Source organism: Paraburkholderia sp. D15, from assembly GCF_029910215.1.
Taxonomy (GTDB): domain Bacteria; phylum Pseudomonadota; class Gammaproteobacteria; order Burkholderiales; family Burkholderiaceae; genus Paraburkholderia.
On sequence record NZ_CP110396.1, the window covers coordinates 2,474,625 to 2,488,833 of the forward strand.

The following is a 14,209-nucleotide window of genomic DNA, read 5'->3' on the forward strand; positions in this document are numbered from 1 at the left end:
GCCTTGTGTCCGCGAGCCGCGCGGCGCGGTCAAAGCGAGTAGGAGAAGCCGCCGCCTGCTCATACATTAGACCCACCCCATCAACGAGGAATCGACGCGATTCACCCGGCGTTTCCGGTGCGGCGGCAACCGGATGCAGGCAACGGGACAGGGCCGCGAGGAGCGAAGGTCGATGCGAGTCATCATTGCAGGCGGCGGGATTGTCGGACTGAGCGCCGGGATCGCATTCAAGACGATCGGCTGGGACGTGCTGGTCTGCGAGCAGGCGCCGGAAATCCGCGCGGCGGGCGCGGCGATCGGCTTGTGGCGCAATGCGCTCGACGTGTTCGACGAACTGGGCGTCGGCGAGGCCATCCACGCGATCGGCATGCCCATCGAAACGTGGTTCTACGACGCGGCCGGCGCGCGTTATCGCGCGCCCGGTTTCGCGCTGGCGGACCATGCGTTCACGCTGGTGCCGCGTCCCGAACTGAACCGTCTGCTGGCCGACGCGGTGGGGCGTGCCAACATTCGCGTCGATACCCGGGTCGTCGGCTTCGACGAGCAGGCGGATCATATCGACGTGACGCTGAACGACGGCACGCTCGAACGCGCGGATCTGCTGCTGGGCGCCGACGGCGCGTACTCCGCGGTGCGGGCGCAGCTGCTGCCGGGTCATGCCGCGCGGGAGCATTCTGGCCATCACGTGTGGCGCGGCATGCTGGCGGCCGGCGACGAACCCGCCGAAGGCTCGGTGCTGACTGTCGGCCACCGGCGCACACGCGGCGGTTACACGCGAACCTATGGCGATCAGGTCGTGTGGATGGTGAATCAGTTCGACAGCGCGACGCCTGCCGGCACGAAGAAGGACGAAGCGTTGATCCGCGCCGCGCATCTGAACGACAACGGCTGGAACGATGCGCTGGTGAAGCTGATCGAGCGCACGCCGGAAGCGCAGATCCTGCACAACCCGATCATGTTCGTGCCGCCGTTGCCGCGCTGGACCGCCGCGCGTGTCGCGCTGATCGGCGACGCGGCGCATGCGCTGTCGCCGCATATTTCGGCGGGCGGCACGCTCGGCGTGGAAGACGTGCGCGTGCTGGTGAACGCCGTGACGAAGCAGGGCGATCTCGCGGCCGCCCTGTCCGCGTATGAGGCGAACCGCATCCCGCATTACACGCGCGTTCACGAACTGGCCTACGCCGTTGAACTGGCACGCGACGCGCATGAATACGCGCGCGAGTATGCGACCTTCAGTCACTGGATGCTCAACGACGGTTATCGCGCCTCGCGCGCGGGCTGACATCCTGCGCGTCTTGCGAGCACATGCAACGCCGCGACGCTACTATGTCTGCCCGGCCCACGGACGCGTGACCATTAGGTTTTATTGGCGTGCCGCCATCAAGTAAACCTATTTCCGCCTTCGGTGGCGAGCCACTAGGATGTGGGCAGGACCCTTGCCCGACCCCACACGGGCAGGCCGCGTGTAGCACGAACGATCCCAGGAGGAAGCGCATGTCGACTGAAGCGAAGTGTCCGTTTAACCATACCGCAGGCAGTGGTACGTCAAATCGGGACTGGTGGCCCAATCAGCTGAACCTCAAGATCCTGCATCAGCATTCGTCCCTGTCCGATCCGATGGGCCAGGACTTCAACTACGCCGAGGCCTTCAACAGCCTCGACCTCGCGGCCGTGAAGCAAGACCTGCTGGCCGTCATGACCGACTCGCAGGACTGGTGGCCCGCGGACTTCGGTCACTACGGACCGTTCTTCATCCGCATGGCGTGGCACAGCGCCGGCACCTATCGCACCGGCGACGGCCGCGGCGGCGCGGGCTCCGGTCAGCAGCGTTTCGCGCCGCTCAATAGCTGGCCCGACAACGTCAGTCTCGACAAGGCGCGCCGCCTGATCTGGCCGGTCAAGCAGAAGTACGGCCGGAAAATCTCCTGGGCCGATCTCATCATCCTGACGGGTAACGTCGCGCTGGAATCGATGGGCTTCAAGACCTTCGGTTTCGCGGGCGGCCGCGAGGACGTGTGGGAGTCGGACGAAGACGTGTATTGGGGCACCGAAACCACGTGGCTCGGCGGCGACAAGCGCTACTCCGGCGTGCGCGATCTGGAGAACCCGCTCGGCGCGGTGCAGATGGGGCTGATCTACGTGAACCCCGAAGGTCCGAACGGCAACCCCGACCCGCTCGCGGCGGCGGTGGACATTCGCGAGACCTTCGCCCGCATGGCGATGAACGACGAAGAAACCGTCGCGCTGATCGCGGGCGGCCACACGTTCGGCAAGACGCACGGCGCCGGTCCCGCATCGCACGTCGGGGTCGAGCCGGAAGCGGGCAGCATCGAAGACCAGGGGCTGGGCTGGAAGAGCACGTTCGGCACCGGCAAGGGCAACGATGCGATTTCGAGCGGCCTCGAAGTGATCTGGACCACCACGCCGACGCAATGGGGTAACGGTTTCTTCGACAACCTGTTCGGCTACGAATGGGAACTGACGAAGAGTCCGGCCGGTGCGCATCAGTGGAAACCGAAGGGGGAAGCGGGCGCCGATACCGTGCCCGATCCGCACGATCCGTCGAAACGCCGCACACCGTCGATGCTGACCACCGACCTCTCGCTGCGCTTCGATCCCGCTTACGAAAAAATTTCCCGGCGCTTCCACGAGCATCCCGATCAATTCGCGGATGCATTCGCGCGGGCATGGTTCAAGCTGACGCATCGCGACATGGGGCCGCTTGCACGTTATCTCGGCCCCGAAGTGCCAGGCGAGGAACTGATCTGGCAAGACCCGATTCCCGCCGTCGATCATCCGCTGATCGATGCGCAGGACGCGGCCGCGCTCAAGGACAAGGTGCTGGTGTCGGGACTGCCGGTGTCGCAACTGGTGTCGACGGCGTGGGCGTCGGCATCCACGTTCCGCGGGTCGGACAAACGTGGCGGCGCGAACGGCGCGCGTATTCGTCTCGCGCCGCAAAAGGACTGGGAGGTCAATCAGCCCGCGCAACTGGCGAAGGTACTGGACACGCTCGAAGGCATTCAGCGCGAGTTCAACGCCGCGCAGTCGGGCGGCAAGCGCGTTTCGCTCGCCGATCTGATCGTGCTGGCCGGCAATGCGGGTGTCGAGCAGGCCGCCAAGCATGCCGGTCACGACGTGACGGTGCCGTTCTCGCCAGGGCGCATGGATGCGTCGCAGGCGCAGACGGATCCGGATTCGTTCGCCGTGCTCGAACCGCTCGCGGATGGATTCCGCAACTACCTGAAGGGCAAGTACACGATCACGGCCGAGGCATTTCTGGTCGACCGGGCGCAGCAGCTGAAACTTTCCGCGCCGGAGTTGACGGTGCTCGTCGGCGGCCTGCGGGTGCTCGATGCGAATTACGAACAGAGCCAGCACGGCGTGTTCACCGAGCGCCGCGAGACGTTGACCAACGACTTCTTCGTCAATCTGCTCGACATGCGCACGGAGTGGAAGCCGGTGACCGACGCGAAGGACGTCTTCGAAGGACGTGACCGCGCGACGGGCGATCTGAAGTGGACCGGCACGCGCGTCGATCTGATCTTCGGTTCGAATGCGCAGTTGCGTGCGGTGGCCGAGGTGTACGGCAGTTCGGATGCGCAGGAGAAGTTCGTCCGTGACTTCGTCGCCGCGTGGGGCAAGGTGATGAATCTGGATCGGTTCGATCTGGCCGAGGGTTGATCGGCACGTGATCGGGGACGCCGTCATCATCGTCGTTCATCTCTCCAGGATGATCGCTTGATGCGGCGGCCCGACTTCATCGAACCCGTTGATGACGCGCTAGCTCATGCCGCGTCGGCGGCTGGCACGATCCGCTCTGCTTCGATATCGCCTTGCCGGCTCTTGTAGCGCGCGAGGCCCACGATGCCGAACAGCGACACCGCCGCGAGCAACGAGAAGAACAACGCGAGCGGCAGCCATTGCCCTTGATAGCGCTGCGCGAGCATCGTGCCGATCAGCGGCGTGGTGCCGCCCGCGATCGTGCAGCACAACTGGTACGCGATCGAAATACCCGAGTAGCGCAGATGAGTCGGAAACGCCGCACTCATGAAGCCGGCCACCACCGCATACGTGGCCGACAACACCACGACCGCGAACGCGATACCCACGACGATCGCGACCGGATTCTGCGTATTGACGAGGATGAACATCGGATACGGCGTGAGCATCGACAGAATGGCCGCGCCGCTCAGGAAGCGGGCTTCGCCGATCCGCTCCGACAGCCACGCGGAAACCGGTTGCGACAGCAACTGAATCACGGTGACGATGAACAGGCAGTCGAGGATCAGCGACTTCGGCATCGACAGATAACTTGTGACGTACGAGATCATGAACGTGTTGGTGAAGAAGAAGCCGGCCGAACCGATCGTGGTGGCCGCCGCGGCGAGCAGGATCGGATAGCCGTGCGACTTCAACACGTCCTTGACCGGCGATTTCGCGGTTTCACGCGCGGCCTTCATCCGTTCGAACTCCGGCGATTCGTTGACGCCGACACGGATCACGAGACCGATCGTCAGCAGCGCGAAGCCGGCGAGAAACGGCAAGCGCCAGCCCCACGCGACGAAGCTCGCGTGATCGAGCGACGTGACGAGGCGAAATGCGATCAGCGACAGGATCAGACCCGCCGGACTGCCCATCTGCGGGAACGATGCGAAGAAGGTTTTGCGGCCTTCGGGCGCGTGTTCGCTCGACATCAGCACCGCGCCGCCCCATTCGCCGCCCACCGCGATGCCCTGCAGGATGCGCAACAGAATCAGCAGAACCGGCGCCCATACGCCGATCGATGCATACGATGGCAGCAGGCCGATGCCCGTCGTCGCGACGCCCATCAGGAACATCGTCAGCAAAAGCATTTTCTTGCGGCCGAGCCGGTCGCCCCAGTGACCGAATACCGCGCCGCTCAGCGGCCGCGCGATGAAACCGACCGCGAAGGTCGCGAACGATGCGAGCGTGCTGACGAAATGATTGGTGCTCGGGAAGAACACCTCCCCGAGCACGAGCGCGGCGGCGGTGGCGTATGTGTAGAAATCGTAGAACTCGACCGTCGTGCCGATGAACGCGGCAAACGCCGCGCGGACGGGCTGTGGAGCAGGTGCGGATCGGTGCATGGCGGACCCTTTGGCTGGGGATCGGAACGGATCGGAACGAATAGGCCGCAGCCTCGTGGCGCCTTGATCCGGCTGCGTGTGCGGTTGTTATCGCGTGCCAATATTCGTTTGCCAAATTGCGCTTTTTGATCTTCGGTATTAGCGCCGCTAATGTGGGACCTGGATGGCGGGGGCGAGCATGGGCGATCAGTATCCGCGCGCGATGTCGACGAGATTGAGCAACGGTTCGCCGCGCGCGAGACGCCGCGCGTTGTGCGCGATCTGCGTGCCGATCGTTTCCGAACTCGCGACGGATGCCATGTGCGGCGTCACGACGAGATTCGGCGCGCGCCACAACGGATGATCGGCGGGCAGCGGCTCGGTCGGGAAAACGTCGACGATGGCGCCGCCCAGTTGACCCGTGGCGAGCGCCGCGCTCAGATCCCCGGGCACCAGATGTTCGCCGCGACCGACGTGGATGAGCTTCGAGCCGGGCCGCAGTCGCGCGAAGGTCTGTGCGTTGAGCAGGCCGCGCGTTTCGGCGGTGAGCGGCAGCAGGCAGACGAGGATGTCGGTGGCGTCGAGAAACGCGTTCAGACTTTGAGCGCCCGCGAACGTCTGCACGCCGGGCAGATCGCGCGCATTGCGCGCCCAGCCGCGTACCGCGAAGCCGAGACGGTGCAGATCCAGCGCGACGCGGCTGCCGATTTCGCCGAGCCCCATGATGCCCACCGCGCACTGCGACGGATCGCGCTGTTCGTAGCGCAGCCAGCGCTGTTCGCGCTGATTGGCCAGTACGCGATCGAAGTGACGGTGATAGTGCAGCACGCCCCACGTGACGAATTCGCTCATTCCGCTTGCGTGCCTCGGATCGACGACGCGGCAAACCGGCACGGACGGCAAGGTGGGATCGGCCAGGATGTTATCGACGCCGGCCGCGATGCTGTGGACGAGGCGCAGGCGGGACAGCGCGGCGAGCGCCCCGGCGGGCGGGTTCCAGCAGACGGCGATTTGCGCGTCGGCGGCGGCGGGCGTGCCGTGCATCACGACGTCGAGTTCGGGGGCGGCGCGAAGAATCGATGGCATGAGATGTGACATGTCGTAGTCACGGCTCATCAGAACGAGTTTGGTCATGGCGCGAGGGTTCGCATGCGCGGGGCGCGCATGCGGGTCGTTGTCGAGGAAGGACGAAGCGGAAGGGTTAGCGGCGATAGTCGTTCTGCGGGTCTTCGATCAACCTGAGGGCGGCGCGCCACGCGAGCTGCGCGATCTCGGCGGAGTCGTCGCGGTTGAACTGGCTCGACGTGAGTTCGCAGACCTCGCGCGACGGGAGGCGCAGCGCGCTGCCGCCCGCGAGGGCGTTGATCTGCGCCTGGCATGCGCGTTCGAGGAAATAGATTTCGTGGAAGGCTTCGGCGGCGGTGGCGCCGCCTGCCAGCAGGCCGTGATTGCGCAGGATCATCGCCTTGTGCGTGCCGAGGTCGCGCACCAGGCGCTCGCGTTCGCCGAGGTCGAGCGCGATGCCTTCGTAGTCGTGATAGGCGAGCCGGCCGTAGAACTTCAGTGCATGCTGGCTGATGGGCAGAAGGCCTTGTTCCTGTGCCGCGACGCCGATGCCGGCGGCGGTGTGGGTGTGAATCACGAAATGCAGATCGTCGCGCGCGGCGTGCACGGCGGAGTGGATCGTGAAACCGGCGGCGTTGACGCGAAAGCGCGCGGGGTCTTCGGCGGCGCGATCGTCGATGACCTTGCCGGTGTGGTCGATCTTGACGAGATCGGAGGCGCGCATTTCGTGGAACAGCACGCCGTAACGGTTGATCAGGAACGTGGGGGTGTCGCCGGGCAGACGCGCGGTGATGTGCGTGTCGATCATGTCCGTCATGCGGAAATGCGCGATCAGACGGTAGAGCGCGGCGAGGTCTTCGCGGGTTTGCTGTTCAATGGTGGTCGATGATGAAGCGGCGAGCATGGTGGGGAGGGCTCCTCGTGTGGGCGCGTTGGGCGGGGCGATAGGGATAGTGGTGGGTGGAGTGTAGACGTGTCAAATTCGTTGTGTTTATTTGGGGCATTAGGGGGGTGAATGGGGGAGGGGGTGGTTTTGGGTGGTTTTGGGTGCTGCTGGGTGGGTTCCGCGGCCGCTTGCGAATCGAGCGTTCCGGTCGATTTTTCTGTCAGGCAATTAGAGCGCCGGCTTTTCCGGGCCTCGTCGTTGACTTGTTCAAGATGTGGCGTTTCGACGGACCACGTCCATGAGCCGTAACTGATCTGCTTTGGTTGGACACATTCACGCAACTTCGTCAGAGCGGCATCATATTATTTAGTTGAGCCGCGAGATAGCGGAGCTGGTTCTTCAAAATCAAACTCTCTTGATTTATTGTTTTGCGCTGCTTCCTTGAGCTTCTCAGAAACAAATGTCGAGGAAGGTTTCTCCTTTATTCGGAAAGTGTCGGCATTCTGAACTCGCTTCTCAATCAGGATAATTTTATTGAAGACTGCGGCTTGCGGATATGTCTTGAAGATCGATTCGTTCATATCAACGGCATCGTCTACGGTTCGAGTCACATGACAACTCTTCATAGATTAACCTCCACCGTTTCGGATGATTCGCCAGAGGGTAGAGCCTTTTGTAGGCGGGTAGGAATGCTTTTAGTGAGGAAGCAACTTTTGTAATGCTACTTCCACGCGTAGTAAGCCTTGGCTTCGTTTCGCTTTCGTGATCCAAAAAACCAATTCGGAAGCCGATTCAATGTACGGTATGTCTCCATCGATGTTAATTTTTTGTGCGGCCGTGGGATGATTCAGTAAGCTCGATCAATTTTTCCATGGGCCCGAAGTTGTTAAATATTAACTAGCGGAGTTAGATTGGCAAATAGTGAGGCCGATTGTATGGCTTCTGCGAGAGGTGATGCGATCACTGGATCAATCATGATTATGTTTTTGACAAAAAAGAAGGTTGCGTCACCAGCTTTCTGTTTGTCGATTGCGAGTGATTTAATATTTTTTATCGTAAAGCTGTCTGGATTTTCGCCGCGCTCTAGTCGACTTAGGGCGAGGGGTTTTCCAGCATATTCTGAATTTCGATAGTCAAAGCAATCTATTTTTTTGTTTGTGTGGATGAGAAAATACGTTTTTTCAGTTGACTTTCCATTGTGATAGTGCGTCTCGCATTTTTCGATCTGCGTGTCATTCTGAAAATCGTGGATTAATGACGCCAATTGTTCAGATGCAAAAAAAGCTCCAGACGTTGTCAGGAAAAAATCTGCTTTCAATTTTCGAACGGCTTTGTCCATCTTTACATGGATTTTGACGTCGCGGATGTCCACTGGAAGCCCCATCTGGTAGTAGCCGGCTAAACGAGGTACAAACTCCACGTCGCCGTCGACAAATCCCGTTTGGTACTCATGCCGCAAAATAAAATATTTCATATTAGACATTCTCTAACAACAAGATCGTGTTCCGGCTGGCCGTGGGTCAGTGCTTTGCAATCTAATGTTATCGGAACCCGAACTCATTTTCATGCTGCACTCGATCGATCCGATTTTTATTCGGCTTCGAAAAATCGCGTTCAGGCTGCATCACAATAAGATTCCAAGCGTCTGCGCCATGCAAATATTTTCCCAAAACGAGAGCTTAGTTGCGCTCATTGGAACGGTCGAGCCACGATTTACTGCCGCCCTGAGGTGGTTTCGAACGGTTCGACACTTCGAAGGTATCAAGGTGTGCTGCGTAACCGTTCGATACTGTTTTATTAGTAAGCTCAATCGATGCAGGTAAATGCTGGTCTGGAAGTTGGGATAAATATATTAAATTCACCCATTCGCCCGTATTCGGCCTGCGACCAGGAATGACGCGTTAAATTTTGTCTTCGTACTCGTCTTCACTTATCATTCCGTTAATAAAATCACTGAGAGAATTTGCTACAAATTCGATGGCTTCATTGTTATTGTCGTCGACTACGTCTCTGTTTAATAAATGAATTTTTTGGTCATCGAGGTCCATCAAAAAGGGGAATCCGCTAACATCAAATCCAAATGGGAGATATTTTTTGGGGTCAAACAGTCTTTGATGTTCGCCGAATTCAATGTACTCCTCTTCCAATGTTTCTTGTTTTTCTCGAGTCTTATATTTGATCGGATAAAATCCGTTAAAAGTTATTTCGTCGGCCTCCGACGGACTGCTGTCTTCGGGTACGTAGTACATTTTAAAAACGTCTGGCACTCCGCCGTTTCCACGTAGATAATGATCCCTCAAAGTTGAGGGGAAGGTTATATTGAATCTGGATTCAATATAACTAAAATCATCATTATTTAGCGGGGCGGCGAATTGAATTAGCTTAAGTCTAGACATGATTTTCTCCTGTTAGCAGCCACTGCTCTTGGTATCTCGCCAGCCTTTCTTCTCCGCAAAGGCTCTGGCTTCGGTTTTTCCGTATTTGGTTCCACTATATTTCTGATATTGAGAGACCCCGCCATCGTGGGAAATTGAGCTATGTATTTTTTTGTCCACAAACTGCATGGTGACTTCGCCGGTTTCTGGATTGAAATCGCTCATGTGATGCCAGGTATAATCCTGCGCCTCTGATCTTGGAATTCCAGATTTCAAAAACGCCTGCGTATCATCTAAGCCTCTCGCACCTTGCATTTTGATAGTTACAATGCTTTTTTGACCTTCACCCGCCGGGAAAAGACCATTTTCGGAAAAGTCGACGCTCGGTACTCGTGCAGCCCAACCAAGTGGATCAATCCACACCTTCGGATTCGGCGCATACCCATACAGATTCTCCCCACCCAACACCCCAATCGGATCCTGGCTAACAAACCGCCCCACATCCGGATCGTAATACCTGAACGTGTTGTAATGCAGCCCGGTACTGTCATCCGCATATTGCCCGGCAAACCGCAACGGTTGATCGGTCCGCGCAAGCGGCAACACATCCTCGCCATGCTCGACCTTACCCCACGCCGAATAATGCCCCGCCCAGGCTAATTCCCCGGCCTCATCCGTCACCTCCAGCGGCGCGCCGACGAGATCGGTGTGGAAATGATAGACACGCGCCTTGCGCTTCGCTCCCTCGATCACAACCGAAGCAAACGCTTCCGCAATGACCTCATCCACCCGCGCGACCGGCGAATACGCAGCCTCAGGGCTATACACATAGCTGCTCACACCAGTCTCGCGAATCTCCTGCACCATGCGCAGACCTTGCCATACGAAGCCGCGATGTTCAGGCGCGTGATGCAAACCGAACGTATCTCGCCGTGTCTCCGTTTTGGCGGTCCGTCGACCAAGCGGATCGTACTGAAAGCGCGCCTCCACGACACCGCGAATGTTTTCCGTGCGCACAGCGATCAGCCGATCCTGCGCGTCGTACTCGAAATGCTGAACCCGATTCGCGCCCTTGCGCTTCGTCGCGAGATTTCCCCACGCGTCATATTCAAAGCGCAGGTCTTGCCACATCCGCAGCCGGTTGCCTTCCACGTAACCCCGGCTGGCACGTTGCGCGTCATCGAGCAGATTGCCCGCTGCGTCCCATGCGAATGTCTCGACACTATTCCCTGACGCGCGGAACTGTCGCAACAACTGTCCCGCCGGATCGTATCGATACTGCGTGCTGCCGCGCAGACCGTCGTCCAGCTCAGCCAGTTCTCCATTCGCATCGTATCGATAGCTGCGCCAGAACTTGCCGGTCGATGCCTGGATCGCCTTCGTCGCGACATCAGCGGATTCCCACAGCCGGCGACCCAGCGGATCGTAACCCGTGCGATGCAAAAGGTGCCCTTGCGAGCGCGTCACTTCACGATGAAGATCGTCGCGCTCGAAATCGCTCACGACCTGATCGCCGCTTCGGATCTGGTGCACATGTCCCGAGCCGTAGCGCAGCGTGTCGATCGGTTGTCCGTGCGGGAGCGTGAGCGTCGTGACATGGTCCAGTTCGTCGAGCGCATAGCGCACCGCGCCGTGGACGCCATGCTCCGCGACCAATCGGCCTGCCTTGTCGTACTCGAACTTCAACGTGTCCGGTTCGATGCCCAGCTCAATGCCCGCGTCCGTCGGCACGCGTTCGACGGTAAGCAGCCGGTCGCCGATATCGCGGCTGTAGCGTGTGACTTCAGTCCCGGTGGATTGCGCGATCAGATTGCCCATTCTGTCGCGTTCGAACTGAACGACTCGCACAGGTCGATCAAGCGTGCCGCCAGGCTTGTTATCCACCAAAGATGGATCGGCCACACCGGTAGTTTCGATCGACCGCAAGTCGCCAGTTTCGTCATAGGCAAACCGCCGCATCAACCCATCAGGCCGAGTCTCCGATTGCAATCGCGCGCCTCGATCGTAGCTGAATATAAAGCGTGCGCCGGTATCGCTTGCGAGTTCCGTGAGCTGCCCTTCGCTGTCGTACCGATAGTGCAACCTGCGACCGGACGGGTCGACGGCTTCGAGTACCTGACCACGCGCGTTGCGCAACCATTGCCGGATTTTTCCGCCGGTACCAATATGCCGAACCGGCAAACCGGCCGGGTCATAGTCGAATGTTTCTTCGCTGCCGTCGGGCAGTAGTACGCGCAACGTTTCGCCAGTCGGCCGACGCGTGTAGTGCACGCGTTCGCCAATCGCATTCTCTGTCGCAATCAATCGGCCCAGCGCATCATACTCGTAGCGCGTGACCTTGCCGGAGCAGTCGGTGTATTCGACCAGTTCGCCGAGCCGGTTCCATTCGAGCGTCTTGCGTCCGCCGCGTGCATCGATATGTGCGTGGGGCAGGGCGGTCAGTGCTTCGGGATATTCGTATCGATCGGTTCGTCCCAGCGGATCGCGCGTGTTGAGCAACCGTCCTTGACGATCATAAGTGGCTCGCCAGATGCTGCCGTCGGGCAGCGTCACTTGCGCGGGCCGGAGGCTGTTGGCGTCGTAGCGCGTGAGCGTGGTGCGTCCGAGCGGATCGGTTTCCGCGATGATGCGTCCGGCGTCATCGTATTCGAACGCGATTTGTCGATCGCCGGGTAGATGCACAAGACTGGGAAAGCCCGCTTGACCGTATTCGATCGCGTAGCGAGCGCCATCCAGATCCGTGCATTCGATCACCTGGAACTGCGCGTCATATCGCCAGCGCGCTGTGCGGCCGTCCGCGTGGCGGACCCAGCTTTCGCGCGCGTCCACGTCGTAATCTAGCGTCCAGCGTTCGCCTTCGCTGGTATGCGTCGCGACGACGCGTGATTGACCGGCGACGTCTGCCCATTCATAGCCGCAAGTAAAGCCGAGTGCGTTGGTGTGGCTCGTCATCAAACCATCGGCATACGTGAAGCGACGGACGACCGCACCGTTGGCGTCGGTGACCGAAACGAGTTGGCCGTCGTCGTCATAACCGTACGCGACCTGTACGATACGTTCGCGGTCGTGGAGCGTTGAAACCGTCGCCAGCCGGCCACTCGTTGCCTCGTAGTCCAGCGCGACCTGCATGCCACCACTGGTCAGAATTTCGCGCACGCGTCCGAGGCTGTCGCGCTCATAGTGCAACCATTGTCCGGCCTGATCTTCCACGCGGCGCACCCATGCAACGCGGTCTGTCGTCGTGTCCAGTCTGCCGAAATCGTAGTAGGTCTCGCTCAGGTCGTAGAGCACGTAGCGGCCATCGGGCGTGCAGGTCAGATAGCGTTGTTCGCTTTCGCTGAACGCAGTATGGCCCGGCTGCACCAGCGGGAAACCGCTCTCGCGGCCTTGTGCATCGATGTACCAGAGCCGGTCGTCGCGTGCTTGCAGGCGCAGTTCCCACGGCAAAACCCAACCGCGGCCGAGTGTGCCGATCTGGCCGAGGTTGCTCGCGTAGAAGCGTCGCACGACGATCGGTAGCGGCCCTGGCACGGCAAAATCCGTTTCGTCTTCTGCGAGCAGTACTTTGCGGCCGGTGGTGATATCGACCGGATGTCCGAACAGGCCACCCATGACCCGACTGACGACTGGCGCGGCCACATAACGCCCAACGGCCTCGCCGATCACATAACCGCCGATGAATTTCGCGGCACACGGCAGGACGGCACGCGATAGTCCACCGGCCGCCTTGATGAGTCCTGCCAGGCCGCCGACGAGTCCAGCGAGTGCGAATGCCCAATCGACAGCGGTGCGCAGCCACGGCGGTACTTCGTCGTCGACGGGAAGATACGTCGCGGTGCCGCCGCCCATGAAGGTATTGTGCGAGCCGTCGCTGATCGATGCGCCGCACGTGATCTTGTCCTTCTTGCGCGCGGCGGGTTTGCCGTTGATGAATACGCCCGCCGAGCCCTGCGCGACCAGTGGCGTCGGACTGTGTTTGCTGCACGACACCGCGCTCGCCGTGGTGTAAGCGGCGGCTTGACCGTTGACGAACACATTGGACGAGCCTGTCGTTATCGACCCGCTTGTCGAGGTGAACATCTTGCCGATGGCTTCCCCTAAGCCAAGGATCGCGCTGGCTCCGATACCGGCCGCCAACCCCGCGAGCAACGCCACACCGAAGCCACAGGTGAAGGTGGCGAACGCGACCGCCGCGATCAGCGCGACGCCCAGCACCGCGCCGACCAGAAAGCCAGTCAACGCGCTGGTGTGCTCGATCGGATCGGTGACTCGTGCGGCTTCGAACATGCTGGGTCGCTCCGCTTAGAGCTGGACGGATTCGTCGGTGCTATCGGACGGCTGTTGATAACCGTCGAGCCAATCGCGCCACAACGTCTCGAAAGCCTCATCGAACGGGCGCGGACTCGACGCGGTGAGAATCAGCGCACGTCGCGGCGCCACGATAAATGCCGCTTGCCGTTGATGAACCGTGCGATCGCCGTTGCGGTAGCTCGCATCGATGCGCTCGCCCGTCAGAGCGGCTTCGCCGGCGCCAAGCTGTTCGGGCTCGCGGTTCAACAGCTTGTGACCCGGCATGCGCTTCCTGAGTTGGCTGAGCTGGCGATCGATATAAGCGGACAGCGTTTCGTCTTCATTCAGCCAGTCGCGCGCGACGCTGAGGTTCGGTTGCTTCGCCGTATCGGCCGGAACGAACAGATTGGTGGTCCGGTCTTCGAAGCCAGGCGGCAGCAGAAGGCTGCCTTCGTGAAACTGGATGCGGGTCGTGTCGTCGGTCATGTTGGTCGTGGTAGGGG

Annotated in this window: 10 protein-coding genes; 2 read left to right on the forward strand and 8 right to left on the reverse strand. The window is 60.3% G+C overall.

Annotated elements, in window-relative coordinates; translation table 11 throughout:
- Positions 1-172 precede the first annotated feature (172 nt).
- Positions 173-1,282 (forward strand): FAD-dependent monooxygenase, encoded by a 1,110-nt coding sequence (locus tag LFL96_RS30835; protein ID WP_281001674.1) that lies wholly within the window; start codon positions 173-175, stop codon positions 1,280-1,282.
- A 212-nt stretch (positions 1,283-1,494) separates the two neighbouring features.
- Positions 1,495-3,684, forward strand: coding sequence for a catalase/peroxidase HPI (gene katG, locus LFL96_RS30840; RefSeq protein WP_281001675.1), 2,190 nt, complete (start codon positions 1,495-1,497; stop codon positions 3,682-3,684).
- Between the two features lie 104 nt (positions 3,685-3,788).
- Here katG and LFL96_RS30845 read toward each other — a convergent pair whose 3' ends face one another.
- The 8 genes from LFL96_RS30845 to LFL96_RS30880 all read right to left on the reverse strand — a co-directional run bounded on the left by LFL96_RS30845 (position 3,789) and on the right by LFL96_RS30880 (position 14,192).
- A complete protein-coding gene (locus LFL96_RS30845; protein WP_281001676.1) occupies positions 3,789-5,111 on the reverse strand; it encodes an MFS transporter in 1,323 nt (440 codons plus the stop codon).
- A gap of 186 nt (positions 5,112-5,297) precedes the next feature.
- Positions 5,298-6,224: a glyoxylate/hydroxypyruvate reductase A gene (locus LFL96_RS30850; RefSeq protein WP_281001677.1), complete on the reverse strand. Its 927-nt coding sequence runs from the start codon at positions 6,222-6,224 to the stop codon at positions 5,298-5,300.
- Positions 6,225-6,291: 67 nt separating this feature from the next.
- Entirely contained in the window at positions 6,292-7,059 is a 768-nt protein-coding gene (locus LFL96_RS30855; protein ID WP_281001678.1) for a class II aldolase/adducin family protein, read from the reverse strand.
- 344 nt (positions 7,060-7,403) lie between these two features.
- A complete protein-coding gene (locus tag LFL96_RS30860) occupies positions 7,404-7,667 on the reverse strand; it encodes a DUF1629 domain-containing protein (protein ID WP_348638433.1) in 264 nt (87 codons plus the stop codon).
- A gap of 260 nt (positions 7,668-7,927) precedes the next feature.
- Positions 7,928-8,515: a DUF1629 domain-containing protein gene (locus tag LFL96_RS30865; RefSeq protein WP_281001680.1), complete on the reverse strand. Its 588-nt coding sequence runs from the start codon at positions 8,513-8,515 to the stop codon at positions 7,928-7,930.
- Between the two features lie 427 nt (positions 8,516-8,942).
- A complete protein-coding gene (locus LFL96_RS30870; RefSeq protein ID WP_281001681.1) occupies positions 8,943-9,437 on the reverse strand; it encodes an SMI1/KNR4 family protein in 495 nt (164 codons plus the stop codon).
- Between the two features lie 12 nt (positions 9,438-9,449).
- The gene (locus LFL96_RS30875; RefSeq protein ID WP_281001682.1) at positions 9,450-13,703 is read right to left on the reverse strand and encodes an RHS repeat-associated core domain-containing protein; all 4,254 of its coding nucleotides are present in this window, start codon (positions 13,701-13,703) and stop codon (positions 9,450-9,452) included.
- A gap of 15 nt (positions 13,704-13,718) precedes the next feature.
- Positions 13,719-14,192, reverse strand: coding sequence for a DUF1795 domain-containing protein (locus tag LFL96_RS30880; RefSeq protein ID WP_281001683.1), 474 nt, complete (start codon positions 14,190-14,192; stop codon positions 13,719-13,721).
- Between the last annotated feature and the right edge of the window lie 17 nt (positions 14,193-14,209).

What these genes read in the sequence shown, in the direction of transcription:
- LFL96_RS30835 (WP_281001674.1), top strand. Translation starts at nt 173, where the DNA reads ATGCGAGTCATCATTGCAGGCGGCGGGATTGTCGGACTGAGCGCCGGG.
- LFL96_RS30855 (WP_281001678.1), bottom strand. Translation starts at nt 7,059, where the DNA reads ATGCTCGCCGCTTCATCATCGACCACCATTGAACAGCAAACCCGCGAA.
- LFL96_RS30870 (WP_281001681.1), bottom strand. Translation starts at nt 9,437, where the DNA reads ATGTCTAGACTTAAGCTAATTCAATTCGCCGCCCCGCTAAATAATGAT.
- LFL96_RS30845 (WP_281001676.1), bottom strand. Translation starts at nt 5,111, where the DNA reads ATGCACCGATCCGCACCTGCTCCACAGCCCGTCCGCGCGGCGTTTGCC.
- LFL96_RS30880 (WP_281001683.1), bottom strand. Translation starts at nt 14,192, where the DNA reads ATGACCGACGACACGACCCGCATCCAGTTTCACGAAGGCAGCCTTCTG.
- LFL96_RS30850 (WP_281001677.1), bottom strand. Translation starts at nt 6,224, where the DNA reads ATGACCAAACTCGTTCTGATGAGCCGTGACTACGACATGTCACATCTC.
- LFL96_RS30875 (WP_281001682.1), bottom strand. Translation starts at nt 13,703, where the DNA reads ATGTTCGAAGCCGCACGAGTCACCGATCCGATCGAGCACACCAGCGCG.
- LFL96_RS30865 (WP_281001680.1), bottom strand. Translation starts at nt 8,515, where the DNA reads ATGAAATATTTTATTTTGCGGCATGAGTACCAAACGGGATTTGTCGAC.
- katG (WP_281001675.1), top strand. Translation starts at nt 1,495, where the DNA reads ATGTCGACTGAAGCGAAGTGTCCGTTTAACCATACCGCAGGCAGTGGT.
- LFL96_RS30860 (WP_348638433.1), bottom strand. Translation starts at nt 7,667, where the DNA reads ATGAAGAGTTGTCATGTGACTCGAACCGTAGACGATGCCGTTGATATG.